The sequence below is a fragment of the Arcobacter ellisii genome (assembly GCF_003544915.1).
Lineage (GTDB): Bacteria > Campylobacterota > Campylobacteria > Campylobacterales > Arcobacteraceae > Aliarcobacter > Aliarcobacter ellisii.
In genome coordinates, this window is the sequence record NZ_CP032097.1 from 455,659 (window position 1) to 482,143 (window position 26,485).

A 26,485-nucleotide genomic window follows, 5' to 3' on the forward strand; every position below is an offset into this window, starting at 1 on the left:
ATACATAATAAAGTTTTTTCTCTATTTCCAAACTATTATAGAAATAGTGAGAAAAAATGTAATACTTTGTCAAAAAGTTACAATTTAAACTCTTTTGATAATTGTTCTAAGGCTATTTTTAGGGCATTTTGACTTAATGCAGTATTTAATCTAAAATATTTATTTCCATTGCTACCAAATGATACACCATCATTTAAAGCAATTTTGCATTTTGTTAATAATATATTTTTTATTTCATTATGAGATAGTTCTACTTTTGAAAAATCAAGCCATAATAAATAGGTTGCTTCAGGAACAAAAAAATCAATTTTAATCTCATTTTTTTCAAAATAATTTTTTGTAAATAAGATATTATTCATAATATAACTTTTTAACTCTTTTACAAAAAGTGAACCTTTTTCATAAGCTGCTTTTGTTGAAACATATCCAAAAAAGTTGATTGAATGAATCTCTCTTTTAATTGCAATTTTTTTAAATTTATTTAAAAGCTCTTCATTTTTACTTATGGCATAAGCACAATTAAGTCCAGCAATATTAAAAGTTTTTCCAGCACTATTTAAAGTTATTGTTTGATTTGCTATCTCTTTTGAAATAGAAGCTAATGGAGTGAATTTTTTGAATGTGATATCACTATGAATTTCATCTGAAACTATTATGATATTGTGTTTTATACAAATATTTGCTAATTTTTCAAGTTCCTCTTTACTCCAAACTCGACCAACTGGATTGTGTGGAGAACAAAGAGCTAGAATTTTTGTTTTTGGGGTGATTTTTGATTCTAAATCTTCTAAATCCATAGTGTAATAACCAAACTCATCTTTTTTTAGTTCATTTACAACTACTTTTCTTTCATTTGCTGTAACACATTTAAAAAGTGGTGGATAAATCGGAGTCTGAACTATAACTTCATCGCCGATTTCACTAAAAGCTTCAATACAAGCGCTATAAGCTGGAACTACACCGTTTATCATAAAAATATCTTGTTGTTTTATCTCCCAATTATGTTCATTTTTTTGCCAGTTTATAATTGAAGCATAAAGTTTAGGTGTATCAACACTATAACCATACAATGAGTTTGAAGCAGCTTTTATAATCTCATCATTTATAAAAGAGGGAGTTTTAAAATCCATATCAGCAACCCAAAGTGGATTTAGGTCTTCATATCCAAAATATTTTTTCAAACCATCGTATTTTGCACAATTTGTATTTTTTCTATTTATTTCTTCATCAAAATTGTATTCAATATTATCAAGCATATGTAAAACCTCTATTATAAACTATATTTTATAGATAAAATGATATAAGATTTTAACTTAATTAACTGATGAACTAGATTTGAGGGAAAAATGAAAGAAGCTATTGAATTATTGAAAAGAAATGATTTGTTAAGAGTTATTGATGATGAATTGGATATTTATTTAGAAATTCCACATATTGCTTACATAGAAGTAAAAAAAGAGGATTCTAAAGCTCTATTATTCACAAATGTTGTAGATACAAAGAACAATAAAAAATTTGATATTCCAGTATTGATGAATGTTTTTTGTAATGAAAAAGCAGTGAAACTTTTTATTGGAGATGGGGATAAAATTGGAGCTGAAATTGAAGGGCTTTTAAAAATGAAGCCACCAACAACTTTTAGCGAAAAGTTATCTACTTTTGGAAAATTATTTGCTCTAAAAAATACTATACCTAAAAAATTAAAAGGAAAAGGTGAGTGTCAACAAGTAATAAAGCTTGGAAGTGATGCAAAACTTTCTGATTTACCAATTCTTACAACTTGGGAACAAGATGGAGGTCCATTTATTACAATGGGGCAAGTGTACACAACTTCTTTAAATGGTGAATTAAAAAACCTTGGAATGTATAGACTTCAAGTTTATGATGACCAAACTTTAGGAATGCACTGGCAAATTCATAAAGACTCAAATCATTTCTTCCATGAGTATAAAAAAGCTGGTAAAAAGATGCCTGTAAGTATAGGAATTGGTGGAGATCCTATGTATATTTGGTGTGGACAAGCTCCTCTTCCAATTGGAATTTTTGAGCTTATGTTATATGGTTTTGTAAAAAATAAAAATGCTGAGCTTGTAAAGTCAATTACAAATGATATTTATGTTCCAAAAGATAATGATTTTATAATTGAAGGTTTTGTTGACCCATCAAAACTAAGAATTGAAGGACCATTTGGAGACCATACAGGTTATTACACACTAGAAGAAGAGTATCCATTTATGGAAGTTACTGCTATTACAAGTAAGAAAAATCCTACTTATCTTGCAACTGTTGTTGGAAAACCGCCACTTGAAGATAAATATATGGGGCATGCAACGGAGAGAATTTTTTTACCACTTTTAAAAACAACTGCTCCTGATTTAGTTGATTATTATATGCCTGAAAATGGAGTTTTTCATAATCTAATTATTGCAAAAATTAAAACACTTTATCCAGGACATGCAAGCCAGATGATGCATGCATTTTGGGGAGTAGGGCAAATGAGTTTTGTTAAACACGCTATTTTTGTAAATGAGGATGCACCTGAACTGACTTCTCATGAAGAGATTACAAAATATATTTTAAATAGAATAAATATTGATGATATGCTTGTATCAAAAGGTGTAGTTGATGCGCTTGACCACTCAAGCCCAAAATTTGCAGTTGGTGGAAAACTTGGACTTGATTGTACTGGTGATGAGGTTACTGAACTTGGAATTACTCTTTTAGATGATGTTGAATTGCTTCAAAAAATGCAAAATATTTCAACTGAAATAAAAGCTTTAAAACAATACTTCAAAGATACAAAAAATCCAATTTGTGTGATAAGTGTAGAAAAAACAAGAAATCAAAAATATCTTTTTGAAGAATTAAAACCATTATTTGAACATATTAAAATATTAATTATTGTTGATAGTGCAAAAAATGATGTGAATAATCCTTATATGCTTGTTTGGAGGGTTTGTAATAATATTGACTCAAATAGAGATTTATTTATTGACGAAAATATTATGTGTTTAGATGCAACAGATAAAAATGCACACGATAACTTTAAACGAAGATGGCCTGATGATGTTGATTGTACAAAAGAGGTTATTGAGTCATTAAGAGAAAGAAAAATTATTGATGTAAGTGATGAATTTATCAAAAAATTCTACTTATAAATTATAAAGCTAAGAAGTAAAGAGAGTTTTTCTCTTTACTAAATAATTGGTCTATTTAATCTCATAAAATATAAAGAGGGTAATGCTAATCCAAAACTAATAGCTCCCAAAATAGAGACTGCTTTTAATCCATTTTGAATAAAAATATTTATTAATTCTGGTGTTACCCCATGGCTATTCATATCAACTAAACTTATCATAGCTGCAAAAGCATAAGTTCCAGGAATCATAGGAATAATTGAAGCAACAGTATAAACAGGTCTTGGAATAAGATATTTTCTTGACCATTTAAGAGCAACAATTCCTATAAAAGTTGAAGCTAAAAAAGTCGATATCTCTATTCCTAAACCTACGTGTAAAAACATAGTTCTAGCTATATATGTAATTGCCCCACCAAATGCACAATAAATAAGTGTATGTTTTGGAACATTAAAAACCATGGCAAAACCAACAGATGCAATACTTGCAAATATAGATTCAATAAGCATTTTAAATATCAATTCTGTCATTTTACCAACCTTTCATATTTAAAATAGCCATAGCTATAATAATTCCAATTGAAGTTGCAATTGTAAGTAACACTCCATCCATCCAACGTCCCCAACCCATCATCAAATAACCTTTTAAAGAGTCTAAAAATGAGTTCACAAAGGCAAATCCAGGAGCAAGTAATAATACACTTGATGCTAAAGCTATATTTGGAGTTGCACTAACTCCTGCTATTTGAGAAATACTTGCAATCATAGTCGCTACAAAGGCTGTAACTCCAAAAGTAATAATAAGAACAAATTTTCTTTTTGCTAACTCTTGTCTTACAAACATTGCGGTACTTGAAGCTAAAAATGTTATAAAAAATGCATTTATATCACTTCCTTGTAAATAAGCAAAAGAAGCACAAGCAATTCCTACCATAAAAACTACAAGCCATCTATCATAGTAATTTGGTTTTAAATTTTTTAAAATTTCATCAAGATATTCAATATCATGTTCATATTTTTCTATATCAATAACAATTTTTTGGATTTCACAAACAATAGACATATTTATTGGTTTATGATGAACTCTTCTTGTTGTTGTAACTGATTGATTGTTATATAAAGTTGTTAAAACAATTGCTGATGGAATCAGAGAAATTTCGACAGAATCAACTCCTAAAGCTTTCCCTAATCTTTGAGCTGTTTGTTCAATCAAAATAGATTCTGCTCCAAATTCTGACATTAAAACAGCAGCTTTTATGATTCCTCTTGTAATAATTGTTTGGTCTTGATAACTTAAAGTATCCATATTCCCTTTTTAATTAGTGATTTTGTTATTATTATAGCTAATTGATATGTCAAAATTGTGATAATTTAAAAGAGTTTATTGGATATAATCTATACCATAAAGGAAAAGATATTGAAAGAACTAACAACATATTACACAAATAAAAATATATTATTTAAAGAGATTAAACAAATTTTTCCAAAAGAGTTAGATAGTAGAAAAAAAATAGATATTTATGGTGCAACTACTATTGATTCAAAATTTTATGCAATATTTATAGTGGATTCAAAAAGTAGATTTATAAGAAAAAATGCCGATGATTTAATGGAACTTTGTGAAAAGTTAGCAACTTTTTTAGGACATAATTTTAAGAAAAAAGAGTTACTAATAACTAGTCCACTTTGTTCAAAAGCAAAAGAGTATTTAAAACAAAATGATTGGAGTGTGAGCGTTGATTTTATGTGATATAGGAAATACAACTTATCATTTTTTGATAAATGGCAAACATAAAAAATATTTTTTAGATGAAAAAGTTCCAAAGTTTGATGATGAAATTTATTTTGTTTCCGTTAATGAAAAAGCTACAAAAAAGTTACTTAAAAAAAATTCTCATGCAAAAAATATAAATAAATTTTTGAAATTTTCTACTGCATATCAAGGGTTAGGAATAGATAGGGCAGTTGCTTGTAGCTTTCAAGATAATTGTGTAATTGTTGATGCAGGAAGTGCAATCACAGTTGATATTATGGAAGAGGGTGTTCATAAGGGTGGATTTATTCTATTGGGATTACAAAGATTTAAAAAAAGTTATCCAAAAATTTCAAAAAAATTAAAGTTTGATTTTGAAAAAAATATAAATTTAGATAAAATACCGCTTCGTACGTTTGATGCTATACAATATGCTATGCTAAAATCTATCATTTTACCAATCAAAGAAGTAAGTTTAAATAAAAATATAATATTTACTGGTGGAGATGGAGAATTTTTAAGTAAATATTTTGAAAATAGTACATATAAAAAAGATTTAATATTTGAGAATATGAAAAGGATAATTGATGCTAACAATTGCATTGCCTAAGGGAAGAATTGCTGAGGAGACTCTTGATAAATTTGAAAAAGCTTTTGGTGAAAAGTTTGTTTTTGAAGATAGAAAATTAATACTAAAAAAAAGTGGTTTTACTTTTTTAAATGTTAGAAATCAAGATGTACCAACTTATGTAATGCACGGAGCAGCTGATTTAGGGGTTGTTGGACTTGATGTTTTAGAAGAAAAAGAGTACGACCTAATCAAACTTTTGGATTTAGAGTTAGGAAAATGTAAAGTTGCTTTTGGACTTAGACGTGGTGAAAAACTAAATTTTGACAAAAGTAAAATCACAATTGCTACAAAACATGAAAAAATTGCTAAAAAATTCTTTGAACAAAAAGCGATGGCAGTTGAAATTATCAAACTTTATGGTTCTATTGAACTAGCACCTTTAGTTGGACTTTGTGATTGTATTGTTGATATTGTTGAAACAGGTGAAACAATGAAACAAAATGGTCTTGAAGTAGGACCAACTATTATGGAAAGTAGTGCCCACTTAATTGCAAATAAAAACTCATTTTATGCTAAAAAAGATTTAATTTTAGATTTAAAAGAAAAAATAGAAGTGCATTTATAATGGGATTAGATTTATATGCAAAAATTGAACCTTATTTAGATTTTGAAGAAGAAGTTTATACTTTACATAAAGAGTTTTTACGATTTGTAATGGTAAATGACCTAAACAATATTATTGATATTGGTTGTGGTCAAGGATATTTTTTAGAAAATCTAAAAGTAAATAAAAAGAACTATTTTGGAATTGATTTAAGTGTAGAGCAAATCAAAGTTTGCCAAGAAAAAAACTTAAATGCTCAAGCAATTGCTCTAAAAGATGTAAAAGAAAAATTTGATTGTGCAACAGCAATATTTGATGTTCTAAATTATATTCCTAAAAATGAATTAAAAACATTTTTAAAAGAGACTAATCTTGTTTTAAATCAAGGTGCTTATTTTATTTTTGATGTAAACTCGTATTTTGGTTTTGATGAGATTGCTCAAGGGTGTATTACAATTGATGTTGAAGATAAATTTATAGCAATTGATGCAAACTTTGAAGATGAAAAACTTCAAACTGATATAACTTTATTTGAAAAACAAGAAAATGGTCTTTTTTCAAAAGAACAAGATTCAATAATACAAGAATACCATTCAAAAGAGTTTTTAACAAAAGCTCTTAATGAAACAGGATTTGAATTAGTAGAGATAAAAGAGTTTAATTTACATACCCAAGAGATAGCCGATAAACTAATTTTTATTTGTAAGAAAAAATAGACTAACACAAAGTTTTGAATCTTTGTATTAGTATAAAATTCCAACACAAAGGTTCAAGATGACTTACCCACAATTTTTTGACAAAATACCAACTATTATTTTAAAAGATGATTTAGCTTCGTTTTTAGGAGCATTTGAAGATGGAATTATTGAATTTTCATATTTAGACCTTGTAAAAAGTGCAGGGCATTCTTGTCCTACTGTTTTAGGTGCATATCTAATAACAAGTGAAGGTTTAAAAGCTTTATTTGAAAATGAAATCCCAAAACGTGGTGAGATTATTGTTGAATTTAAAGAAAAACAAAATGATGGAGTTGCTGGAGTAATTGGAAATGTAATTATGAATATTACAGGTGCAACTACAACAAATGGTTTTAAAGGAATAAACGGAAAATTTGATAGAAACTATTTGATGAAATTTGAACAAGATATAAATGGTGCAAATGTAAGATTTACAAGAGTTGATACTCAAAAATCAGTAGATGTTTTTTATAATCCAAATGAAATAAAACCACATGAAGATATGAATTTTTTAATGCAAAAGTGTATGCAAGGAAATGCAACAAATGAAGAAAAAATAGAGTTTGGAAAACTTTGGCAAAAAAGAGTTGAAGATATTTCAAATAACGTAAATAGAGTTATAAAAGTAAATCTTTTATAACTTTACTCTATCTCAACTCTATTTCTTCCTGCATTTTTAGCTTTATATAAAGCAGAATCTACTCTTTTAAATAGAGTGTCTTTATCTTCATTTCTTTGAAATTGTGTAACACCAATTGAACAAGTTATATGTTTTACTTCATCAAATTTGTGTTTTTCTATAGTAACTCTTAATTTTTGAGCAACTAAAAAAGCTTGTTCTACATTTGTTTGTGGAAGCATTAAAATAAACTCTTCTCCTCCCCAACGAGCAACAATATCTGTATCTCTTGAACAAATAGTTAATATTTTGCTAACTTCTTGAAGAATATTATCTCCAACTAAATGTCCATGAAAGTCATTTACATTTTTAAAATAATCAATATCTATAAGTAATAAAGATAAAAATTCCTCTTTATATCTATTTGCTTTTGATATTTCATATTCTAAAAAAGTATTAAATTTTCTTCTATTATAAAGTTTTGTTAAAAAATCAAAAGAGGCTTTCTCCTCTAAAATTGAAGTTTTTGAAAGTAACTCTTCATTCATTTTAGAGATTTTATCTGCTTCCTCTTTGATAAAATCAATCCATTTATTATATATGATTCTTAAAAGCTCTTTTTGAGTTAGAATACCAATTATCTCTTCATCATCATTTGTAACAACAATTCTTTTGAAATGTTTATCTCTTATAAAATCAATTGCTTCTGAAATAGTTGCACTTTCATTTAAAGTATAAACAGGATTACTCATAAATAAATTTATAGGTTTATGTAAATTTGAATTTTTATGAATTAGATTTATAAAATCTTTTGTTGTAAAAATTCCAATAGCTTTATGGTCATCATTTATTATAATAATAGAATCACTATTATTATCTTTCATCATTTTTATTGCTTGAATTGTTGAAGTATTTTCATAAGTTGTTGTTGCTTTGTATTGTAAAATCAAAGTTGCAATGGTCTGTTTTTTCATCAAAATTTTTGGGTCAATATTATTTATAATATCTGTATAAGATAATATTCCAATTAACTCATCATTTTCAACAATAACCATATATTTATCAGTTGTTTCTACTTCATTTAAAACATTTAAGATGTTTAAATCTTTTTTTAGAATTTTTGCTTTTGTAAGTTTTAAATCTTTTAATAAAATCTCTTCATCAATATTATCTAGTTTATAATTGATTAAATCAGAAATAGTAAGTAAATAAAAATTTTTGTGATTAACAGGAGTGTTTTCAATAACAACAATATTTCTAAGATTTGAAGAAGCCATTCTTTTTATGGCTTCTTTTAAAGGTTTTGTTATCTCTATTGATAAAATAGATTTAACTGCAATTTCTTCAATTGTTGGCATCATGAATTGCCTTTATTAGATTAAACCAACTGCATCTCTAATAATTTCCATTTTAGCAGATGCAATTTTTTTCGCTTTTGAAGCTCCATAAGCTAAAATCTCTCTAACTTCTTTTTTGTTGTTTAAATAATATTCTCTTTTTTCTTCATAAGGTTTGAAATACTCTTCAATTTTTTCTAAAAGAGTAAGTTTAAAATGCCCATAACCTTCACCTGGAGTTGCATATCTTTTTTGTAAATCTTTTAATTCATCTTCATTCATAAATAGTTTACATAAAGAGTAAATATTACAATTTTCCCACTCTTTTGGTTCATCTAATTCTCTTGAGTCTGTTACTATTCCCATAACTTGTTTTTTTCTTTGTTTTGGTGTTGTAAACATATCAATTGTATTATTGTATGATTTAGACATTTTAGCTCCATCTGTTCCTGGAACTGTTGCTACTACTTCATCAACTTTTGACTCAGGTAAAACAAAAATTTCTTTCCCATAAGCGTGATTAAATGAAGTTGCAATATCTCTTGTCATTTCAACATGTTGAATTTGGTCTTTTCCAACAGGAACAATATTTGAATCAAAAAGTAAAATATCAGCTGCCATCAAAACTGGATATGAAAATAGTCCATGATTTGCTTGAATACCTCTTGAAGTTTTATCTTTATAAGAGTGAGCTCTTTCTAATAGTCCCATTGAAGTATGATTTGATAGTATCCAATATAATTCAAGAACCTCTTTTACATCGTGTTGAACCCAAAAAGTTGATTTTTCTGGGTCCATTCCAAGTGCTAAAAAGTTAATCGCAGCTTCATAAGTATTATTTTCTAAAGCTGCTTTATCTTTTACTGATGTTAAAGCATGATATGATGCTAAAAATGCGAAAAGTTCACCTTCATTTTGTGACTCTATCATCTTTTTTATCATACCAAAATAGTTTCCTATATGTATTGTTCCTGATGGTTGAATACCTGATAAAATTCTCAAATCAAAATCCTTCTTTTTTTGGTCAGATTATATCGAAAGTTACTAAAATTAATTTTTAGTAGTTGTTTATTTTGGGGAATAAATATAGCATATTCGTTGTAAGATAAGAAAAAATTTTGAATTAATGGAAATAAAATGGAAAATTGTAGATTTGGTCTGAATGACCATAAACCATATCTAGAACAAAAACATCATCATCACCATCATGACCATGAAGAACATGAAGAACATGAACATCATCATGATGAATACCATTGTTCAAGTCATCATCATGATGAACATCATGAACATGGACACTCTCATGACCATAGAGGAACAGATAAAAAAGTTTTAAAATGGGCTTTGAGTATTACTTTAGTTACGATGTTTTTAGAGTTTTTTTATGGATTTATGTCAAATTCTTTAGCTCTAATTTCAGATGCAATTCATATGTTTACTCACTCATTTGCATTGATTATTTCATTAATTGCAATAATAATAGCAAGTAAAAAAGCACCAATAGCTAAAACCTTCGGTTTTTATAGAACAGAAGTGCTAGCAGCTTTTATAAATGGAATAACAATAGTTTTATCAATTATTTGGATTTTATATGAAGCTGTGATGAGATTTTTAAATCCTCAAACAATAGATATAAAAACTGCAATGATAGTTGCAATTATTGGACTTATTGTAAATATTATCACAGGTGTTATTTTGATGCAAGGTGATAAAAACAATATCAATTTAAAATCAGCTTTTGTTCATATGTTAAGTGATGCTTTATCTTCAGTTGCAATTATTATTGGTTATATAGTAATTCATTTTACATCTTGGTATTTTATAGATGTTATCTTAGCTGTAATTGTTGCAATTGTTATTGGGAAATGGGCAGTTGATATTTTGAAAAACTCAACAAATACTTTGCTTGAAAGTTCTCCTTTAGATATAACAATGGTTAAAGAGTTTATAGAAAAAAATGAAAAAGTAATAGAGTTACACGATATTCATATTTGGGAAATTACACAAGATATGTATAATATGACTGCACATGTAAAAATAGACAAAAAAGATTTAGAGCATTACGAAGAGATTTTACATCAAATAAATCATGATTTAAAAGAGAAGTTTAAAATAGTTCATACAACTTTTCAGTTTGAGTGGTAAATAAAGGTAAAAGAAGTTTCTAATCTCTTTATGATAAAATTGCAAAAATTTTATAAAGGATTAAAATATGGCAACAGTTATAGTTGAAAAAGCATGTGGTTGTTTTAGAAATTCAGATTTCGAACAAGAAACACATTTTGATACAATTGAAGAAGCATTAGAAAAAGCAAATGAAATGTGTATAATTATGAATGAAGATTTCTGTCACAAACACAAATTTAGAAGTGAATATGTTGATGGAAATGTAATCATCAAAATGGAAATGAACGGATAAATTTAAAATATCATCTAATCTCTTTGTAGTTTTTTTTAGCTATAATGCCCTCAAAAAATAACACAAAGAGCAAAGATGATAGATATAAAATTACTACAAAAAGATTTTGAATATGTTGCAACAGCTTTAGAAAGAAAAGGTGTTGATAACGAACTTTTAAATGACCTTAAAAACTTAGCATCTGCTGCAAAACAAAAAAGACAAGAGATGGAAGATGTTACAGCTGAGCAAAATGTACTTTCAAAAGATTTTGGAAGATATAAAAAAGAGGGTTTAGATGTAGCTTCTTTACAAGAAAGTATTAACAATCTAAAAATCAAAAAACAAGAATTAGAAGAAAAAGTAAAAGATTTAGAAGAACAATTAACTTCAATTATTTTAGGTGTTCCAAATATTCCAGATGAGAATGTTCCAGTTGGTGCAGATGAAAATGAGAATGTGATTTTAGAAGTAATTGGTGAAAAACCAACTTTTAATTTTGAACCAAAAGAACATTGGGATTTAAACAATGGTTGGTTAGATTTTGAAAGAGGTGTTAAGTTAGCAAAATCTAGATTTAGTGCAATTAGAGGTGAAGGTGCTAGGTTAGAGAGAGCTTTAATCAACTATATGCTTGATTTTAACCGTGAGAGAGGATTTCATGAGTGGTATGTTCCATTTATGGCAAATTCAAATACTCTTCAAGGAACTGGGCAACTTCCAAAATTTGCGGATGATTTATTTAAAATTGAAGGTGAAGATTTATATTTAATCCCAACTGCTGAGGTTAGTTTAACAAACCTTTATAATGATGAAATTATTGATGTTAGTGAATTACCATTATTACTTACATCTTATACTCCTTGTTTTAGAAAAGAAGCAGGAAGTGCAGGAAGAGATACAAGAGGATTAATTAGACAACATCAATTTGATAAAGTTGAAATGGTTGCAATCACAACTCAAGAACAATCAGATGAAATTTTTCAAAAAATGGTAAATTGCGCAAGTGATTTATTAACTTCTTTAGGACTTGCTCATCAAAAAGTACAATTATGTACGGGAGATTTAGGATTTAGTGCAGCTGTAACTATAGACTTAGAAGTTTGGTTACCTGGACAAAATAAATATAGAGAAATTTCATCTATTTCAAATACAAGAGATTTCCAAGCAAGAAGGGCAAAAATTAGATATAAAGAAGATAAGAAAAATATCTTAGCTCATACTTTAAATGGTTCAAGTTTAGCTGTTGGAAGAACTTTAGTTGCAATTATGGAAAATTATCAAAACGAAGATGGAAGCGTTAGAATTCCAGAGGTATTAAAAAAATATATATAAATATATAAAATTAGAGAAATAAAAAAAGGGAAGTTGGTTAGACTTCCCTTTTTTTTTAAGTTTTATTAAAAAAGTGTAAATTAAATACAAAATAAAACTTAAATTACTTAAACAGAACGACTTTTAATTGGTTAAACCAAATTTAAAATAAAGAAGTTTCATCCTAAAAAATAGTCACAATTGCTACAATTTTTTAACTAAGGAGAGATAAGTATAGATAAAACCTCTTAATTTATGAAATTATACACCCTCTAAACTTAAAGAATGCTATTTTAATGCTACGTTTATAAAAAAAATCTTAATTTTTTTTACTAAATTTATAAATTTATATAACTTTCCTGTTTTTAAAAGAAAAAATTATCACAAAAACAAGAACAATTAAAGAGACATATACAAAATTTGGTATTTGTATTGGATCACCTGCAGCGTAAGAGTGTTTTCCACTTAAAAAATAGTTTACTCCAAAATAGGTCATAATTATAGAAAAATAACTTATCACAGATAATAGACTTAATAAATAGTCATTTAAAATACCTTTTATATATTTTAGATGAATTATAACTGCATAAATAATGATTGAAATTAGTGTCCAAGTCTCTTTTGGATCCCAACCCCAATATCTTCCCCAAGACTCATTTGCCCAAATTCCACCTAAAAAATTTCCAATTACAAGAAAAACTAAACCTATTAAAATAGCCATTTCATTGATTCTATTTGACTCTTTTATACTAAGAACAATTCTAAAAAATCTATCATTTTCATTTTTTGGGTTTAAAAATATAAATAAACATAAACAGATAAATCCAAGTAAACAACTAAGTGCTAAAAATCCATAACTTGCAGTAATTACACTTACATGAATTGTAAGCCAATATGATTTTAAAACAGGTGCTAAAGTTGTGATTTGTGGCTCCATCCAACTTAAATGGGCAACAAAAAGTGTAATTCCACTTAAAATTGAAGTAGCTGCAAGTGCTAAGTGTGATTGTTTTGAAAAATATATTCCAGAAAGAACTATTGCCCAAGCAATATAAATCATAGATTCATATCCATTTGACCAAGGAGCATGACCTGAAATATACCATCTTAAAGCTAACCCAACTGTATGAAAAATGAAACCAATAATCAATAAGTAAAAAGTTATTTTAGTGATTTTTTCTATTTTAATATTTGGATTAAAAATATTTACAAATACTAAAATAATCAACACAAATCCTAAAATCAAATAAAAGGGAGTTAATCTTTCAAAAATATTAAATTTGTTAAATAAAAGTTCAACTTTTGTTTTTAGCTCATTTGGTAAAATATTTGAAGCAAGCTCTTTTTGATAAGTTTTTATATCAAATAAAAACTCATCAGCCTTTTCCCAATTATTAGTTTTTGTTGCTTCTAAAAGTGAAAAGTAGTAGTTTTTTACTAATTTATTAATAACATCTGCTTGTTCATTTTCTATTTGCATAGCTTCATTTATATTTAGCCATTTGTTGTTTATATCATCTTTTAAAGGGAAAACTTTGAAAAAATCACCTATAAATAAAGAGTACGAGATATTTAACATTTCATCAATTTTTATCAACTCTTTATCAAAATTATCCCTTGTAGAACTTGGTTTATTATTTGCTATTTCTAAAGCATTTTCAAGTTTATAAGAACCATATTTTTCAAAAATATCATTAAATGCAAAATATGAAGTTTCTTTATCTATTCCTAATAATTTTTTTATATTTTCATCTTTAACTTTATAAATAGGAATTGTTTTCCAAATTTCTGGATATAACATCATACTTATAAAAAATTGGTTTGCATCTAGGTTTTTTATCTCATTTTTTTTTGAAATTTTGTTTGTTATTTCAATAGCAAGTGAATTAAGTGGTTTTAATCTTCCTTGGTAATCTTGGATTATCAAACTTCCTAATTTTTCACTATGTGTTTTATCTATATTAAAAACAAAATCATTTGAATTAGCATTTTGTGGTGTAAAAATAAGAAAAGAGAGTAAAAATAGATAACTTACACCTTTTTTTAAATAGTAGCTTTTTTTGATATCTTCCAAACTATATTTTTTAGAACTAAGTTTTTTAAATCTACTATTTTTTATAAAAAAAGTTAAAAAAAGGCCAACAAAAAGTAAAAAATATCCAATATAAGTTGGGATTTTTCCAGGGTCTTTATTTACTGATAAAATTGTTGCACTCTCGTCCATTTTATATGAAGATTGAAAAAATCTATAACCTTTATAATCCAAAACATTGTTCATAAAAATTTTATATTCAAAAGAGTGATTCTCTTGTTTATCATAAACTTTTATATCACTTGAAAATTCTGATGGAGAGTTTGAACCAGGATACCTTTTTAGTATAAAATCATTTAATAAAATTGAAAAGGGTAAAACAAACTCTTTACTTCCCCATTGTAACTCTATATTTTTATTTTCAATAGTCAATTTTTTTATAATTCCTTTGTTTTGTCCACCTTTGCCATAAAGTGGAATTTTTGTAGTTTTATTATCATAAATCAAATCAACAACAACTGCATTTAAACGCTCTTCTTTTGGAATTTCATTTAAGTTTTCACTTACAATTTTTAATTCTGCTTTTAAAAATGCATCTAAAATTTTAAATTGAGTTTGACCTATTTTGTAAATTTTATTTAATTCTATTTTTGTTTTTGTATTTGGTTTTAAAACTAATTCTTTTTGTAAATCATTTGAATAAATTGTTAACTCTATATTTGAACTAACAAAAAACTCTTTTTCATTAGTTGTGAAATTTACTGTTGGTTTATTTGTATTTATATTTTTATTTAATGTAAAAGTTAAAAAATCTCTATTAATTTCTTGTTTATCTTCTAAATTTATATTTGTTGTTCCCATCATTTCAGAAATTAAAATATCCATTAAGGTTTTTCCATTTTCACTTGGAACAACTTTTTCTTTAGCATTTTGAACAAAAGTATCAAATTTTACGATTAGTGGTTTATTATTGATTTTTGTTTCATATTTAAAATCTGTTTGATTAAGTGGAGTCATTAAAACTTTTTTATCAAAAGTTTCATTTTCTATTTTGATTTGAATATATTCATCAGTTGAATATATCCTATTTTCCATACTTCCTTCAGGAATAGTCATAATTGCTTCATAACCTAAATATCTAGTAAGTGCTGAACCTACAAAAATAAAAACTAAAGAGATATGAATCATAAATATAAAAAACTTCTCTTTTTTATACATCTTAAACCAAATAATGTTAAATATAACTCCGATTGTTAAAATTAACATTATCAATTCAAACCAAGTTTGCCCATAAATAAATGATTTTGAACCAAGTGGTCCAAAATCATTTTCGATAAATGTAGCAACTGCACAAGATAAAGCTAAAAATATCATAAAGACACTCATAACTTCCAGTGAGAAAACATTTTTTAAAATTTTGTTCATATCTTTTCTTTATTTAGTATGAAGTTTTAGTCTCAATACCTTTTGTTGATTCAGGGTTATAAACACCTTTTTCTTGAGCCTCTTTTTTCCAATCTTGCATTAAACCATTTTGGAATTTCTTTTTCTCTTCAATACTTTTATCAAGAGATAAACCTGTTAATTCTTGAGCTTGTTTTTTATCCGTAATTTGAGGAGCTTTATAATCAGCTGCTCCATGTTTTGCTAAAACTCTTGCAAGTTCAATTCTTGCATTTCCAGCTTTTTCTATAGCTGTTCCTAGAACTCTTAAAGTCTCTTCAGGAGCATGGAAAAATGCAGGGTGAGAAGCAACAGCAAAATCCCATCTCCATTGAGCATGTCTTATATTTGTTAAAATAGGTTTCATCTCTTCTTCAGTAGCTCCAACTTCCCAAGCTTTTCCTGCTTCAAAATGTGCATCAGATAAAAGTTTGATAGCTTTTGCTTGAAGTTCATCTTTTCTATCTCTTTTTTCTTTAATATTATCAAGTAGAGATTTTTCACTCACTCTATGACAATTCATACAAGTTTTATCCATACTATCAAGTGGATTCCCAATTTTATGGTCAGTATATTTTACTCCACCTTCTTGAGTATAAGGCATATGACAATCTACACAAGATACATTGTTTTTCCCATGTGCTCCTGTTTTCCACATTTCATAACCTGGGTGTTGAGCTTTTAACATTGGAGTTTTAGATATAGGGTGTACCCAATCACTAAAGTTGATATTGTCATAATATTTTTCCATATCTTCAACTTTAGTACCTTCTGCCCAAGGAAGAGTAACAGCCATTGCAGTTTTTCCATTTGTTAAAGGTGTTTTTTTGAAATAGTATTCAACGTGACATTGAGCACAAACCATTGTTCTTAAATCTTGTTGAGTTGCATTTTCAAGTGTAACACTATGACCTTCAGCTTTTAGCCCTTCATTTAAATAGTTTCTATTAACTTGAAGTTCCATTGTTTCTGGATTATGACAATCTACACAACCAATAGGATTAATAATATCTGAACCGTATTTAGCCCATTTACCTGTATAATACTCTTCATCTCCATCTTTTTTCATAATTCTTGGAACATCAGGAGATTTACATGTCCAACAAGCTGTTGGCATAGGACCTGTGTTTTCATCAGTTGGTGCACCAGTTCTTAATGTATTTCTATTATCTTCAACAGCATAGAAGTGACCTCTTGGTGCATTATAATCTTTTGCAAAACCATATCCAGCCCAAAGAACTACTAATTCAGGATATTTTTTTAACATATCTTCTATAGCATCAGACTCTTTTGTTTGTTTCCATGAGTCATACTCTCTTGGATAAAATTTTCTAAACTCTTCATTTTTAGTTTCCCATCTTTCAATTTGAGGAACTTTTTGAAGTTGTTCTTTTTCCTCTTTTTTTTCATTGATTGAAGCTAATAACGCAGTCATTAATCCTATTGCAATAATTGAAATTGCAAACAATAATTTATATTTTCCCATGATGAACCTCTATTTTAAGTTTTCTTTTATTCCCAAATTATAAGGGGTTGAAGTTAAACTTCTAACTTTTCCATGTGGCACATATTTGTGGCACTCCCAACATTTACGTTGATTATCAATCTCCCCATTGTTGTGGGCATTATGATATTTATCAGCATTTGCTTTTAGTGTCTCATTTATACTTGTGTGACATCTAATACAATTTGCTTGAACACGATTTGCTGCATCTTCACTTATCCGAATATTATTTTTATAAGTGTTTAAAGTAAAAGCAACAGAATGATTCCAGCCATCTCTTGCTTTTGCTTCATATTTGGCGATTTCATCTCCAACAGGAAGATGACATTCTATACATGTTGCCACATTTTTATGTGAACTTTTTTCCCAAGTTGAATAAGCTGAATCCATTACATGGCAGTTTATACAAGCTTTAGGGTCACTAGAAAGATAAGACAACATTTGAGATGCATACACAGTGTAAATAAATAATCCCGCAGCAATTAAAACACTAACAATTGTCCCGTAAATGATTATTTTCTTATTTTTTTCCATTGTATATCCTTGTAAGACATATGAAAGTATAGGTAGTTAAAAGTTTTATTTAATTGACTTAAGTCAAGAAAAATGAATAACTATTCATATCGTATTATCTTAAATTATAACGATTTTATGGTATAAGATAGAAAAAGTCCTATTTTATAGTAAAATAAATTTTACCATAAAATAGGTGTTGGAGTAGGATTTATTAAAGCTTTTAAATAAGAAGGACTTATATGTTAAAAAATAATAAATAATAAAAATTTTTAGAAATTATTTTACAAAAACTTTTGTATCATAAAGTTTGTTATTAATTTTGACTTGAAAATAGCCCTTTGAAACATTATAATGTTCAAAAGTTAGTTCATCACCAATTTTTATTTTGCGTTCATTAAATATAGGTATTTTACTTTTGTAATATCCTAATGAATTCCCAATTTTAACATCAATTTTTGAGTGATTACCATAATTTCCAAATATAACAATCTTTGAAAAACAAGTTCCGTTATAATCTTGGTCTGTGATTTTTTTATGTTGAATATTTTCACCCATTCCATTTTCATGGAAAATTCCAATAGCATAAGAAGCTTGAATATTTGAATCAAAAGAGAATAATTTACAAATAGATAAAAGTGTGATTAGTATAAATTTTTTCATGGAAAAATAATACAATTTTTTAGTGGAATTTTTGTATAAAGAGTCTAAAATTTAAAATATTAAATAAGGAAAAAGATTTGATTATTCCTACAGATGCAAAAGAGATAGAAGTAAAAGATTCTACAGTTTCTTTTTATAAGTTTGAAAATATTTATTATTTTGATACAAGCCAAACAGCAGTTCCTGAACCTATGATAAATGCAATTGCTGGACTTAAACTTCTTGATGAAAACTCAAAATTGGTAATGATAAATCATAAAATTCCAATGGGATTATTTCCTAAAATAGAGGCTTTTTTTGATTATGAAGTTGAAGAGTTTGAAGATTTTGTAAAAGTTACATTTTCAAAGAAAAAAGAGATAATAACCAATTTAGACAATATTGATTCAAACTGTCAAGGGTAAACCTTGATAGTTTATTGATAAACCACTTTTCTTATTGGTTCGTTGTTTTGTTTTTTTAATTCATCATAAAGAAGTTGATATTTTAATTTTTCATCAAAAGAGATAGGTGTTCTAACTGATTTATATTCAACTAATTTCCCATCTTTGAAAACTCCTGAAATTTCTGCGAAAACCCAGTAAAACCCTTCATCTTTTCTAAGATTTTTTACAATCCCACTCCAAGAACCTTTGCTTTTTAAATCTTCCCAAAGTTCTTTGAAAATAACTTTTGGCATATCTGGATGTCTTACAATATTGTGTGAACGACCTATTAATTCATCTACTTCATAACCTGAAATCAAAGCAAAAGTTTCATTTGCATAAGTGATATTACCTTTTAAATCAGTTCTTGACACTATTAGTTCACCTTTTGGAACAATAGTTTCACACAAAAAATTTCCGCTTAAGAATTCCATTTTATTTTCCTGTATTATCAAATGTTCTTGCAAAACCTTCTAAATCTTTTTTCTTTAAATCCCCATTATAAACCATATCTGCTACATTAACTGTATTATCATTTAAAACTTTTGGCACAGCATCAGCATTTTCTAAAACTTCTATATGAGAACTTAACTCCTCTTCACTATATGCCATTTGCATCTCTGCACTAATTACATGGGGAATTGCTTCAATTACTTTTAATTTTTTTAGCTCTTCTTGAACACCATTTCCTTCAATCGTAATAATAATTCTTCCTTTTTCATCGTGCATATGATAATCACACACCTCTGACTTTTTTAGTGAGTCTATTACTTTATCTAGATATTTTGGAAGAGTTTGTACAACAATACTTGAAATATTCATTTTTAATCCTTTTAGTTTAATTTATAGAAATTAATTTTTTTGTCATCACTTGAAACAATAATTTCATTTTCATTTATAAATAAAATATTTGTTAAAGTGCTTCTATTTTGAGTTAAATTACAAATGTTCTCTTTTGAGTTTACATTAAAAACCGTCACATTATTCTCTTCATCACTTGCAACTGCTGCTAAAGTTCCACTTGGACTTAATCCTGCACTATAAATCAAAAAACTGAACTCTTTATAATAAGAAATTCTTCCATCAAGGCTATAAACAGCACTTCTTCTATCTTGTCCAGCAGTTAAGATAATATCATTTTTTATATCAACTTGAAAAACATTATCTAAATTTTGATTTTTAAAAGTTTTGATAATCTCAAAAGTTTTAGAATTAAGCATTGTTAAAATACCACTTTCATCAGAAACTACAACTTTTGTTTTATCACTTGTAAGTTTAAAATTTGAAAACTTTGATTGAGATATTTGAAGCTCTTTTAAAATTTTTTTATTTTTAATATCATAAAGATAAATTTGATTTGAAAGCAGAGCAAAAATCAGATGATTTTCATCTAAAAATTTTGCACGTGCTATAAATAATCTCTCTTTATCTTCAATTAGATTAAAAATTTTTCCATTATTAAAAATAGATAAATTTCTTCCTCCCTTTTCACCTTGTGAAACAAGTAAGATATTATCTTCTAAAACATCAACACTATAAATTTTTGAATCTATTATATCTCCTGTAAAATCTTTAATTTTAGAAGTTTTTATAGAATCTATTTTTTCTTTTGTGTTTATGTCAAAAATATCAAGGCTTGAAGCAGTTGTAGCAACATAAAGTTTTTCTTCTTTTAAAACTAAATCAGTAACTGCGCCACTTGCAATTAATGAAAAATTTGGTTCTAAATCTTTTGCGTTTAAGTTTAAAAACAGTATTAAACAAAAAAATAGAGTTTTTAAAATATTCATAAATTTACCTTTTATTCAACTATTTTTATAGCATTTGTTGGACAAGTTTTTATACAAAATCCACATGAAGTACAGTTATTGTTTATACTTGGTCTAAACATTGCTAAAAATTCAATTGCATTTTCAAAACAAGGGTCTTTACATGAAAAACACATTGTTTTATTCCACGACAAACAAGATAAAATATCTATTTCAATTTTAGCATTTATATTTCTTTTATTTTCAACTTTTAAAACACCATTTGGACAAATTTTTGCACACTCATCACAATAAGTGCAACCTGAAATGGAAAAATCCAATTTAGGAGTAGAATCTTCTTGAATTATAATAATATTTTCTTCACAAACAGTACCACATAATCCTTCGCAATTTATACAGTTTGTCAAAAAAAGTGAATCATCTTCTTTTATTGAATAGTATGGAGGTCTTAAAATTTTCTCTTGTTTCTCTTTTTTTGAAAAAGAGGAAGCAAGAGAACTAAAAAGTTCTCTTCGTTCCATTATTTTTTCTTTAAGGTATCTAAATCGTCTGTTAAAACTTCATGCCAAGTAGATTTATGTTGACCATCTTCTCTTGTGAAATCAGGTTTAAATGTATTTTCAACAGCTAAATCTCCCGTACTTTGAGGTGCATGACAAGCATTACAATTAAATCTTGCATTTGAAATTGTATCAATAGGTTTAATTGAAACTTCATTTTTCATATTGTCTATAGATTTTACAAACTTTTCACCTTCAAGTTTATGTTTTGGTCTAAAATCAATATAGTGTGATTTAGGAATAGGAGTAGCCCCCATAGACTCAGCAACAGCTGCATCGTGACAACCAATACACGCATTATTATCACGAGTAATATTTAACATTCCTTCAACATCATGTGGAATCATAGGTGGTGCATTTTGGTATGCTCTATCTATTTTATATCCACTCATAGGTTGAGATGTTCCATATTTTGTCTCATCTGGAGCCGCTTTCTCTTCTGATAATAAATCAACTTTTCTTAAACCAATTGACTCATCATCTATAACATTTTTTGTATTAGCAGCTATTAGAATTGATGCTGCTAATGATACTGCTAAAGTTAATTTACCTAACTTCATTTTGTCTTTCCTTAATTAAATTTTTTATTGAAAAATTAAGAGCATCATCATCACAAACTTCTACGCATCTTCCGCAGTTTGTACATTCACCACTTAATACAGGCATAGAAGTTTTTGTAACCATGTGTAAAACTTGATTTTCAGGACAAACTTCTTTACATTTCATACACGCTGTACAATTAGGTGCATTATGATGAACTCTAATAAAACTAAATCTTCCAATTAGTGAATAAAATCCACCAAGAGGGCAAATGTGTCCACACCAACCATTTTTTAAAACAAACAAATCAAAAAGAAAAATTACAACCATAGTTGCCCAACCAAAACCTAAACCAAAAATAATTCCTCTATGAACCATCGAAACTGGAGAAATCAGTTCAAATGCTGCAATTCCCATTATAAATGATAGAACAAAACTTATTGCAATTACCCAATATCTTATGTTTCTTGATGCTGGTTGTTTTTTTTGAATTTGGTTAAATCCAAATTTTCGTCTTAAATAATTTGCCAAATCTGTAATCATATTAACTGGACAAATCCAAGAACAAAATGCGCGACCACCAACAATCATATAAAACATTGTTATAAAAAAAGCACCCAAAAGAATATCAAATGATAACACTGCACCTGCAAATGCCATTTGTAAAACAGCATAAGGATCACTTAATGGAATAGTATTTAAAAGCAATGATGAACTTAAATTCCCCATCAAAATATTTATTCCATATACATTTGCAATAACATACAAAACCATAATAGCGATTTGTGTAACTCTTCTTGCGATTAAGAATCTATATTTTTTTATCATTTTAATAAATCCTCCATATCTTTAGAGCTATTCAAGGAATCAACTGCACTATCTTTACTAAGTTTTGTTTTTGTTGTACTGCTTGTAGCATTTTGTACTCTTTTTTCGTCTTCTTTATTCCAACCTTGAACATAATGATCACCTGCAACTCCTAAAGCTACATTTCTTGGCAGAACAAAAATTGCTGCTTTTTGAGTAACACAGGCTTTTTCGCATAAACCACAACCTGTACAAACATCTGTATGTACAACTGGTTTTAAAAATGCGTGTTTTCCTGTTCTTTCATTTTTTGAATATTCAATACTAATTGCTTCTCCTAAAAGAGGGCAAGCTCTATAACAAGCATCACATTGAATCCCCCAAAAAGCTATACAAGAACTATCATCAATAACTGCAACACCCATTTTTGCTTTTGAAATATCAAGTTTCCCATTTTCATTTTGTACTGATTTGATATTTAGTGCATCTGTTGGACAAACAGGAACACATGGAATATCTGTACACATATAACAAGGAACTTTTCTTGGCTCAAAAAAAGGTGTTCCAAGAGGTTTATTATCACCTGGTTTTGCTAATTTTAATGTATCAAATGGACAGGCTTCAACGCACATCCCACATTTAATACAAGTTGCTAAAAAATCATTTTCATCAAGAGCCCCTGGTGGTCTTAAAATCAACGAAGTAGCTTTTACTTCACTAACATAAGCACTCCAAGTTAATCCCCCAAGCACTGCAAGACCCGCAGCTCTTGCAATACTTAAAAAGAATTTTCTTCTTTCATTAATTGGTTGGTTTCTTGATGTATCCATCTATTTTTCTCTTTTTATTACGCTTGATAAATTTTTACTGCACACTTTTTAAAATCTGTTTGCCCTGATTGTGGACAAGTTGCATCTAAACAAACTTTGTTGATAAATACTTTTTCGTCAAACCAAGGAACAAATACTAAACCTCGAGATGGTCTATTTCTACCTCTTGTTTCAACCCTTGCTTTTACTTTTCCACGTCTACTTTCAACCCAACAAAGTGAACCTTGTTTTACACCATAAGTTTTTGCATCTTCTGGGTGCATATAACAAAGTGCTTCAGGAACTGCACGATATAGTTCAGGAACCCTCATAGTCATAGTTCCACTATGCCAATGCTCTAAAACCCTTCCTGTACTTAACCAAACTGGATATTCAGCATCTGGAACTTCAGGTGGATCCATATATGGTCTTGCAAAGATTTTAGCTTTATTTGTTAAAGCTTTTTTAGTTTGGTCTTTAATTCCAGTTAAATCACCTTGTGCTAACTCTTTTGCTAAGTGTCCATAGAATGCAAAATCACTATCTGGATTTGCTTTTTTAGCATAAGGGTCATATTTAGTATTAAATCTCCATTGAGTCTCTTTACCATCAACAACTGGCCATTTAAGTCCTCTTACTCTATGGTAAGTATCAAAGTCAGCTAAATCGTGTCCATGACCTCTACCAAAATCAGCATACTCTTCAAATAGATATTTTTGGATAAAGAATCCATATCCTTTCCAAGGTTTTCCATCACTACCAATAACATTTCTTGAATCTCCAGATCCATCAGTGTTATCATAACCAGCTTGAACAGGGTCTTTTGGATCTATTTTATAAGATTTTGCTTTTTTATTTGCAAATAAGATTTCATACATAGTTGTATTTTCATCATATCCCATAGCTTTAGCTGCTGCAATTACATCTGGAAGTTTAGTTTCACCTTTTGTACTATTAAGTGATTGTTCACCCCATAAATCTTTTACTGTAAATCTTTTTGAAAGTTCAACCCATTGCCATGTATCAGACATTGCATCTCCAACTGGAACTACTTGTTGTCTCCAAAGTTGAGTTCTTCTTTCAGCATTTCCATATCCACCCCATTTTTCATAAATCATAGCAGATGGTAAAATTAAGTCAGATACTTTTGCAGAAATTCCAGGATATCCATCACTTGTTACGATGAAATTATCCATTTCCCTTGCTGCTTTTACCCAGTGTGTTGCACTTGCTGTATCTTGATATGGATTACAAACATTTACCCAAGCAAATTTGATATTTCCATCTTCGATATCTCTGTGGATTTTCATAATATGTTGGTCACCTTTTGGATTTAAAGTTCCAGCAGGAATATTCCACGCTTTTTCAGTAACTGCTCTATCTTTTGGATTTGCAACCATCATATCAGCTGGAAGTCTATGAGTAAATGTTCCAACTTCTCTTGCTGTTCCACAAGCACTAGGTTGACCTGTTAGTGAGAATGCACCACTTCCTGGTTTTGCTTGTTTATTTAATAAGAAGTGAACATTATATGAAAGTGTATTTACCCATGTTCCTCTTGTATGTTGATTCATTCCCATTGTCCAGAAAGATACAACTTTTCTATTTTTTTCAATATATAAATCAGCTAAAGTTTGAAGTTTTTTCTTAAACTCTTCAATATCTTCATCAGGATTTCCTTTTGAAATTTTTGCCACATAATCAAGTGTATAAGGCTCTAAAGATTTTTTATAATCTTCAAAAGAGATTTCCCAGTGTGCTAAACCAGTATTTTTGTTTACAAGTTTATCTCCTGCTTTATATCCATATGGAGCAAGTGCTGGAGCTTCAGTTTCAGAAACAATTTTTTCCATCTCTTTAGAAATAGTTTGCATCTCTAAATCTGTATATTTTCCATCTTTGATAGATTTTTCATCACTTCTTCTCATACCATAACCAATATTAACTGGACTTGCTGCAAATACGATATGTTCTTTTACGAAATCCCAATCAATTGATTCTGGGTGATTATATACGATTTCTCTTGCAATATAATTCCATAATGCTAAGTCAGTATTTGGAGTAAAAATAATTTCAATATCAGCTAAATCAGAAGTTCTGTGAGTGTATGTTGAAAGATTGATAACTTTTACTCTTTCTGGGTCACTTAATTTTCTATCAGTTACCCTTGACCATAAAATAGGGTGCATTTCTGCCATATTTGAACCCCAAGTTACAACTGTATCAGTTAATTCGATATCATCATAACATCCAGATGGTTCATCTATTCCAAAAGTTTGATAAAACCCAGTTACTGCTGATGCCATACAATGTCTTGCATTTGGGTCAAAAGCATTTGATCTAAATCCTGCTTTCATCATTTTTAATGCAGCATAACCTTCCATAATTGTATATTGACCTGAAGCAAAAATTCCAATCCCTTCTGGACCTTTTTCTTTTAGTGCAACTCTTATGTGTTTTTCCATCTCATCAAAAGCTCTTTGCCAAGAAACAGGTGCAAAATCACCTTTTTTGTCAAATTCACCTTTTGAATTAACTCTTAATAAAGGTTGTTTTAATCTATCTGCTCCATACATAATTTTTGCATTGAAGTAACCTTTGATACAATTAAGTCCTCTATTAACTGGTGCTGCTGGATCACCTTTTACTGCAACGATTTTTCCCTCTTTAGTAGCTAGCATAATCCCACAACCAGTTCCACAGAATCGGCAAGCTGCCTTATCCCATCTCCATCCACCTTCAGCTGCATTTGCTTGTGCTTGTAAATCAGCAGGTACTGTCATACCAATTGCTGCTGCTGCACTTGCTGCTGCTGAGCTTTTTAGGAAGTCTCTTCTTGAAAGCGACATAATTTCTCCTTTTATGAAATAAATTCTTTAACACTGAATTGTAACGATAAAAAAAAGAAATAGAATTGACCTATATCAATTCTTTTAAGATTAAATTAAGAC

At 28.3% G+C, this 26,485-nt stretch carries 27 protein-coding genes; 10 read left to right on the plus strand and 17 right to left on the minus strand.

The window, feature by feature from the left end:
• Nucleotides 1-77 precede the first annotated feature (77 nt).
• The gene (locus AELL_RS02335; protein ID WP_226806004.1) at nucleotides 78-1,256 is read right to left on the minus strand and encodes a MalY/PatB family protein; all 1,179 of its coding nucleotides are present in this window, start codon (nucleotides 1,254-1,256) and stop codon (nucleotides 78-80) included.
• A gap of 90 nt (nucleotides 1,257-1,346) precedes the next feature.
• On the opposite strand from AELL_RS02335, the gene AELL_RS02340 reads away from it, so the two are divergent.
• Nucleotides 1,347-3,158, plus strand: a complete 1,812-nt coding sequence (locus AELL_RS02340) for a menaquinone biosynthesis decarboxylase (RefSeq protein WP_118916399.1) — start codon at nucleotides 1,347-1,349, stop codon at nucleotides 3,156-3,158.
• A gap of 38 nt (nucleotides 3,159-3,196) precedes the next feature.
• Here the strand turns inward: AELL_RS02340 and AELL_RS02345 are convergent, their stop codons facing one another.
• Both AELL_RS02345 and AELL_RS02350 read right to left on the minus strand, forming a co-directional pair.
• Nucleotides 3,197-3,667, minus strand: coding sequence for a threonine/serine exporter family protein (locus AELL_RS02345; RefSeq protein ID WP_118916400.1), 471 nt, complete (start codon nucleotides 3,665-3,667; stop codon nucleotides 3,197-3,199).
• Between the two features lies 1 nt (nucleotide 3,668).
• Nucleotides 3,669-4,442, minus strand: a complete 774-nt coding sequence (locus tag AELL_RS02350) for a threonine/serine exporter family protein (RefSeq protein WP_118916401.1) — start codon at nucleotides 4,440-4,442, stop codon at nucleotides 3,669-3,671.
• Nucleotides 4,443-4,553: 111 nt separating this feature from the next.
• On the opposite strand from AELL_RS02350, the gene AELL_RS02355 reads away from it, so the two are divergent.
• From AELL_RS02355 to AELL_RS02375, 5 genes are read left to right on the plus strand one after another with little or no spacing between them, the layout of a single operon-like run.
• Nucleotides 4,554-4,886 carry a hypothetical protein gene (locus tag AELL_RS02355; protein ID WP_118916402.1) on the plus strand — a complete coding sequence of 111 codons (333 nt, stop codon included), beginning with the start codon at nucleotides 4,554-4,556 and terminating at the stop codon, nucleotides 4,884-4,886.
• On the plus strand, nucleotides 4,873-5,499 hold the full coding sequence (locus tag AELL_RS02360; RefSeq protein WP_118916403.1) for a type III pantothenate kinase: 627 nt from the start codon (nucleotides 4,873-4,875) through the stop codon (nucleotides 5,497-5,499). The genes AELL_RS02355 and AELL_RS02360 overlap by 14 nt, the downstream gene beginning before the upstream one ends.
• The gene (gene hisG / locus AELL_RS02365) at nucleotides 5,477-6,085 is read left to right on the plus strand and encodes an ATP phosphoribosyltransferase (RefSeq protein ID WP_118916404.1); all 609 of its coding nucleotides are present in this window, start codon (nucleotides 5,477-5,479) and stop codon (nucleotides 6,083-6,085) included. The genes AELL_RS02360 and hisG overlap by 23 nt, the downstream gene beginning before the upstream one ends.
• The gene (locus AELL_RS02370) at nucleotides 6,085-6,780 is read left to right on the plus strand and encodes a class I SAM-dependent DNA methyltransferase (RefSeq protein ID WP_118916405.1); all 696 of its coding nucleotides are present in this window, start codon (nucleotides 6,085-6,087) and stop codon (nucleotides 6,778-6,780) included. Before hisG ends, AELL_RS02370 begins: the two co-directional genes overlap by 1 nt.
• 58 nt (nucleotides 6,781-6,838) lie before the next feature.
• A complete protein-coding gene (locus tag AELL_RS02375) occupies nucleotides 6,839-7,441 on the plus strand; it encodes an FmdE family protein (RefSeq protein WP_118916406.1) in 603 nt (200 codons plus the stop codon).
• Nucleotides 7,442-7,443: 2 nt separating this feature from the next.
• On the opposite strand, the gene AELL_RS02380 is transcribed toward AELL_RS02375, so the two are convergent.
• Nucleotides 7,444-8,781 carry a diguanylate cyclase gene (locus tag AELL_RS02380; protein WP_118916407.1) on the minus strand — a complete coding sequence of 446 codons (1,338 nt, stop codon included), beginning with the start codon at nucleotides 8,779-8,781 and terminating at the stop codon, nucleotides 7,444-7,446.
• Between the two features lie 12 nt (nucleotides 8,782-8,793).
• Nucleotides 8,794-9,759 carry a tryptophan--tRNA ligase gene (trpS, locus tag AELL_RS02385; RefSeq protein ID WP_118916408.1) on the minus strand — a complete coding sequence of 322 codons (966 nt, stop codon included), beginning with the start codon at nucleotides 9,757-9,759 and terminating at the stop codon, nucleotides 8,794-8,796.
• 135 nt (nucleotides 9,760-9,894) lie between these two features.
• On the opposite strand from trpS, the gene AELL_RS02390 reads away from it, so the two are divergent.
• The 3 genes from AELL_RS02390 to serS all read left to right on the plus strand — a co-directional run bounded on the left by AELL_RS02390 (nucleotide 9,895) and on the right by serS (nucleotide 12,490).
• Complete coding sequence (locus AELL_RS02390; RefSeq protein WP_118916409.1) at nucleotides 9,895-10,902, plus strand: cation diffusion facilitator family transporter; 1,008 nt, start codon at nucleotides 9,895-9,897, stop codon at nucleotides 10,900-10,902.
• 67 nt (nucleotides 10,903-10,969) lie between these two features.
• Complete coding sequence (locus tag AELL_RS02395) at nucleotides 10,970-11,176, plus strand: hypothetical protein (RefSeq protein ID WP_118916410.1); 207 nt, start codon at nucleotides 10,970-10,972, stop codon at nucleotides 11,174-11,176.
• 75 nt (nucleotides 11,177-11,251) lie between these two features.
• Nucleotides 11,252-12,490 (plus strand): serine--tRNA ligase, encoded by a 1,239-nt coding sequence (gene serS / locus AELL_RS02400; protein ID WP_118916411.1) that lies wholly within the window; start codon nucleotides 11,252-11,254, stop codon nucleotides 12,488-12,490.
• 325 nt (nucleotides 12,491-12,815) lie between these two features.
• Here serS and AELL_RS02405 read toward each other — a convergent pair whose 3' ends face one another.
• From AELL_RS02405 to AELL_RS02420, 4 genes are all read right to left on the minus strand, one after another.
• On the minus strand, nucleotides 12,816-15,926 hold the full coding sequence (locus tag AELL_RS02405) for a cytochrome c biogenesis protein (protein ID WP_118916412.1): 3,111 nt from the start codon (nucleotides 15,924-15,926) through the stop codon (nucleotides 12,816-12,818).
• Between the two features lie 13 nt (nucleotides 15,927-15,939).
• Complete coding sequence (gene nrfA, locus AELL_RS02410; RefSeq protein ID WP_118916413.1) at nucleotides 15,940-17,430, minus strand: ammonia-forming cytochrome c nitrite reductase; 1,491 nt, start codon at nucleotides 17,428-17,430, stop codon at nucleotides 15,940-15,942.
• A gap of 9 nt (nucleotides 17,431-17,439) precedes the next feature.
• On the minus strand, nucleotides 17,440-17,982 hold the full coding sequence (gene nrfH, locus AELL_RS02415; RefSeq protein ID WP_118916414.1) for a cytochrome c nitrite reductase small subunit: 543 nt from the start codon (nucleotides 17,980-17,982) through the stop codon (nucleotides 17,440-17,442).
• 258 nt (nucleotides 17,983-18,240) lie between these two features.
• Nucleotides 18,241-18,624: a hypothetical protein gene (locus AELL_RS02420; RefSeq protein ID WP_118916415.1), complete on the minus strand. Its 384-nt coding sequence runs from the start codon at nucleotides 18,622-18,624 to the stop codon at nucleotides 18,241-18,243.
• A 77-nt stretch (nucleotides 18,625-18,701) separates the two neighbouring features.
• Between AELL_RS02420 and AELL_RS02425 the strand changes: the two genes are divergently transcribed.
• The gene (locus tag AELL_RS02425) at nucleotides 18,702-19,028 is read left to right on the plus strand and encodes a hypothetical protein (protein WP_226806005.1); all 327 of its coding nucleotides are present in this window, start codon (nucleotides 18,702-18,704) and stop codon (nucleotides 19,026-19,028) included.
• An 11-nt stretch (nucleotides 19,029-19,039) separates the two neighbouring features.
• On the opposite strand, the gene AELL_RS02430 is transcribed toward AELL_RS02425, so the two are convergent.
• Genes AELL_RS02430 through napA form a run of 8 tightly spaced genes read right to left on the minus strand, consistent with a single transcriptional unit; the run spans nucleotide 19,040 to nucleotide 26,383 of the window.
• Nucleotides 19,040-19,483 (minus strand): PAS domain-containing protein, encoded by a 444-nt coding sequence (locus AELL_RS02430; RefSeq protein WP_118916416.1) that lies wholly within the window; start codon nucleotides 19,481-19,483, stop codon nucleotides 19,040-19,042.
• Nucleotide 19,484: 1 nt separating this feature from the next.
• Nucleotides 19,485-19,871, minus strand: coding sequence for a chaperone NapD (locus AELL_RS02435; protein ID WP_118916417.1), 387 nt, complete (start codon nucleotides 19,869-19,871; stop codon nucleotides 19,485-19,487).
• Between the two features lie 11 nt (nucleotides 19,872-19,882).
• Nucleotides 19,883-20,839, minus strand: a complete 957-nt coding sequence (locus AELL_RS02440; protein ID WP_118916418.1) for a WD40 repeat domain-containing protein — start codon at nucleotides 20,837-20,839, stop codon at nucleotides 19,883-19,885.
• Nucleotides 20,840-20,850: 11 nt separating this feature from the next.
• Complete coding sequence (locus AELL_RS02445) at nucleotides 20,851-21,339, minus strand: ferredoxin-type protein NapF (protein WP_118916419.1); 489 nt, start codon at nucleotides 21,337-21,339, stop codon at nucleotides 20,851-20,853.
• The gene (locus AELL_RS02450) at nucleotides 21,339-21,938 is read right to left on the minus strand and encodes a nitrate reductase cytochrome c-type subunit (RefSeq protein ID WP_118916420.1); all 600 of its coding nucleotides are present in this window, start codon (nucleotides 21,936-21,938) and stop codon (nucleotides 21,339-21,341) included. Before AELL_RS02450 ends, AELL_RS02445 begins: the two co-directional genes overlap by 1 nt.
• Nucleotides 21,925-22,746 (minus strand): quinol dehydrogenase ferredoxin subunit NapH, encoded by an 822-nt coding sequence (gene napH / locus AELL_RS02455; RefSeq protein WP_118916421.1) that lies wholly within the window; start codon nucleotides 22,744-22,746, stop codon nucleotides 21,925-21,927. The genes AELL_RS02450 and napH overlap by 14 nt, the downstream gene beginning before the upstream one ends.
• On the minus strand, nucleotides 22,743-23,555 hold the full coding sequence (napG, locus tag AELL_RS02460) for a ferredoxin-type protein NapG (RefSeq protein WP_118916422.1): 813 nt from the start codon (nucleotides 23,553-23,555) through the stop codon (nucleotides 22,743-22,745). The genes napH and napG overlap by 4 nt, the downstream gene beginning before the upstream one ends.
• 17 nt (nucleotides 23,556-23,572) lie before the next feature.
• Nucleotides 23,573-26,383 carry a nitrate reductase catalytic subunit NapA gene (gene napA, locus AELL_RS02465; protein ID WP_118916423.1) on the minus strand — a complete coding sequence of 937 codons (2,811 nt, stop codon included), beginning with the start codon at nucleotides 26,381-26,383 and terminating at the stop codon, nucleotides 23,573-23,575.
• Between the last annotated feature and the right edge of the window lie 102 nt (nucleotides 26,384-26,485).

Coding starts and splice junctions, on each gene's coding strand:
- napH (WP_118916421.1), bottom strand. CDS start 22,746: ATGATAAAAAAATATAGATTCTTAATCGCAAGAAGAGTTACACAAATC.
- AELL_RS02380 (WP_118916407.1), bottom strand. CDS start 8,781: ATGATGCCAACAATTGAAGAAATTGCAGTTAAATCTATTTTATCAATA.
- nrfA (WP_118916413.1), bottom strand. CDS start 17,430: ATGGGAAAATATAAATTATTGTTTGCAATTTCAATTATTGCAATAGGA.
- AELL_RS02370 (WP_118916405.1), top strand. CDS start 6,085: ATGGGATTAGATTTATATGCAAAAATTGAACCTTATTTAGATTTTGAA.
- AELL_RS02440 (WP_118916418.1), bottom strand. CDS start 20,839: ATGAATATTTTAAAAACTCTATTTTTTTGTTTAATACTGTTTTTAAAC.
- AELL_RS02435 (WP_118916417.1), bottom strand. CDS start 19,871: ATGAATATTTCAAGTATTGTTGTACAAACTCTTCCAAAATATCTAGAT.
- AELL_RS02395 (WP_118916410.1), top strand. CDS start 10,970: ATGGCAACAGTTATAGTTGAAAAAGCATGTGGTTGTTTTAGAAATTCA.
- AELL_RS02390 (WP_118916409.1), top strand. CDS start 9,895: ATGGAAAATTGTAGATTTGGTCTGAATGACCATAAACCATATCTAGAA.
- napA (WP_118916423.1), bottom strand. CDS start 26,383: ATGTCGCTTTCAAGAAGAGACTTCCTAAAAAGCTCAGCAGCAGCAAGT.
- AELL_RS02340 (WP_118916399.1), top strand. CDS start 1,347: ATGAAAGAAGCTATTGAATTATTGAAAAGAAATGATTTGTTAAGAGTT.
- AELL_RS02445 (WP_118916419.1), bottom strand. CDS start 21,339: ATGGAACGAAGAGAACTTTTTAGTTCTCTTGCTTCCTCTTTTTCAAAA.
- AELL_RS02335 (WP_226806004.1), bottom strand. CDS start 1,256: ATGCTTGATAATATTGAATACAATTTTGATGAAGAAATAAATAGAAAA.
- AELL_RS02345 (WP_118916400.1), bottom strand. CDS start 3,667: ATGACAGAATTGATATTTAAAATGCTTATTGAATCTATATTTGCAAGT.
- AELL_RS02350 (WP_118916401.1), bottom strand. CDS start 4,442: ATGGATACTTTAAGTTATCAAGACCAAACAATTATTACAAGAGGAATC.
- napG (WP_118916422.1), bottom strand. CDS start 23,555: ATGGATACATCAAGAAACCAACCAATTAATGAAAGAAGAAAATTCTTT.
- AELL_RS02405 (WP_118916412.1), bottom strand. CDS start 15,926: ATGAACAAAATTTTAAAAAATGTTTTCTCACTGGAAGTTATGAGTGTC.
- AELL_RS02430 (WP_118916416.1), bottom strand. CDS start 19,483: ATGGAATTCTTAAGCGGAAATTTTTTGTGTGAAACTATTGTTCCAAAA.
- serS (WP_118916411.1), top strand. CDS start 11,252: ATGATAGATATAAAATTACTACAAAAAGATTTTGAATATGTTGCAACA.
- nrfH (WP_118916414.1), bottom strand. CDS start 17,982: ATGGAAAAAAATAAGAAAATAATCATTTACGGGACAATTGTTAGTGTT.
- AELL_RS02450 (WP_118916420.1), bottom strand. CDS start 21,938: ATGAAGTTAGGTAAATTAACTTTAGCAGTATCATTAGCAGCATCAATT.
- hisG (WP_118916404.1), top strand. CDS start 5,477: ATGCTAACAATTGCATTGCCTAAGGGAAGAATTGCTGAGGAGACTCTT.
- AELL_RS02420 (WP_118916415.1), bottom strand. CDS start 18,624: ATGAAAAAATTTATACTAATCACACTTTTATCTATTTGTAAATTATTC.
- AELL_RS02375 (WP_118916406.1), top strand. CDS start 6,839: ATGACTTACCCACAATTTTTTGACAAAATACCAACTATTATTTTAAAA.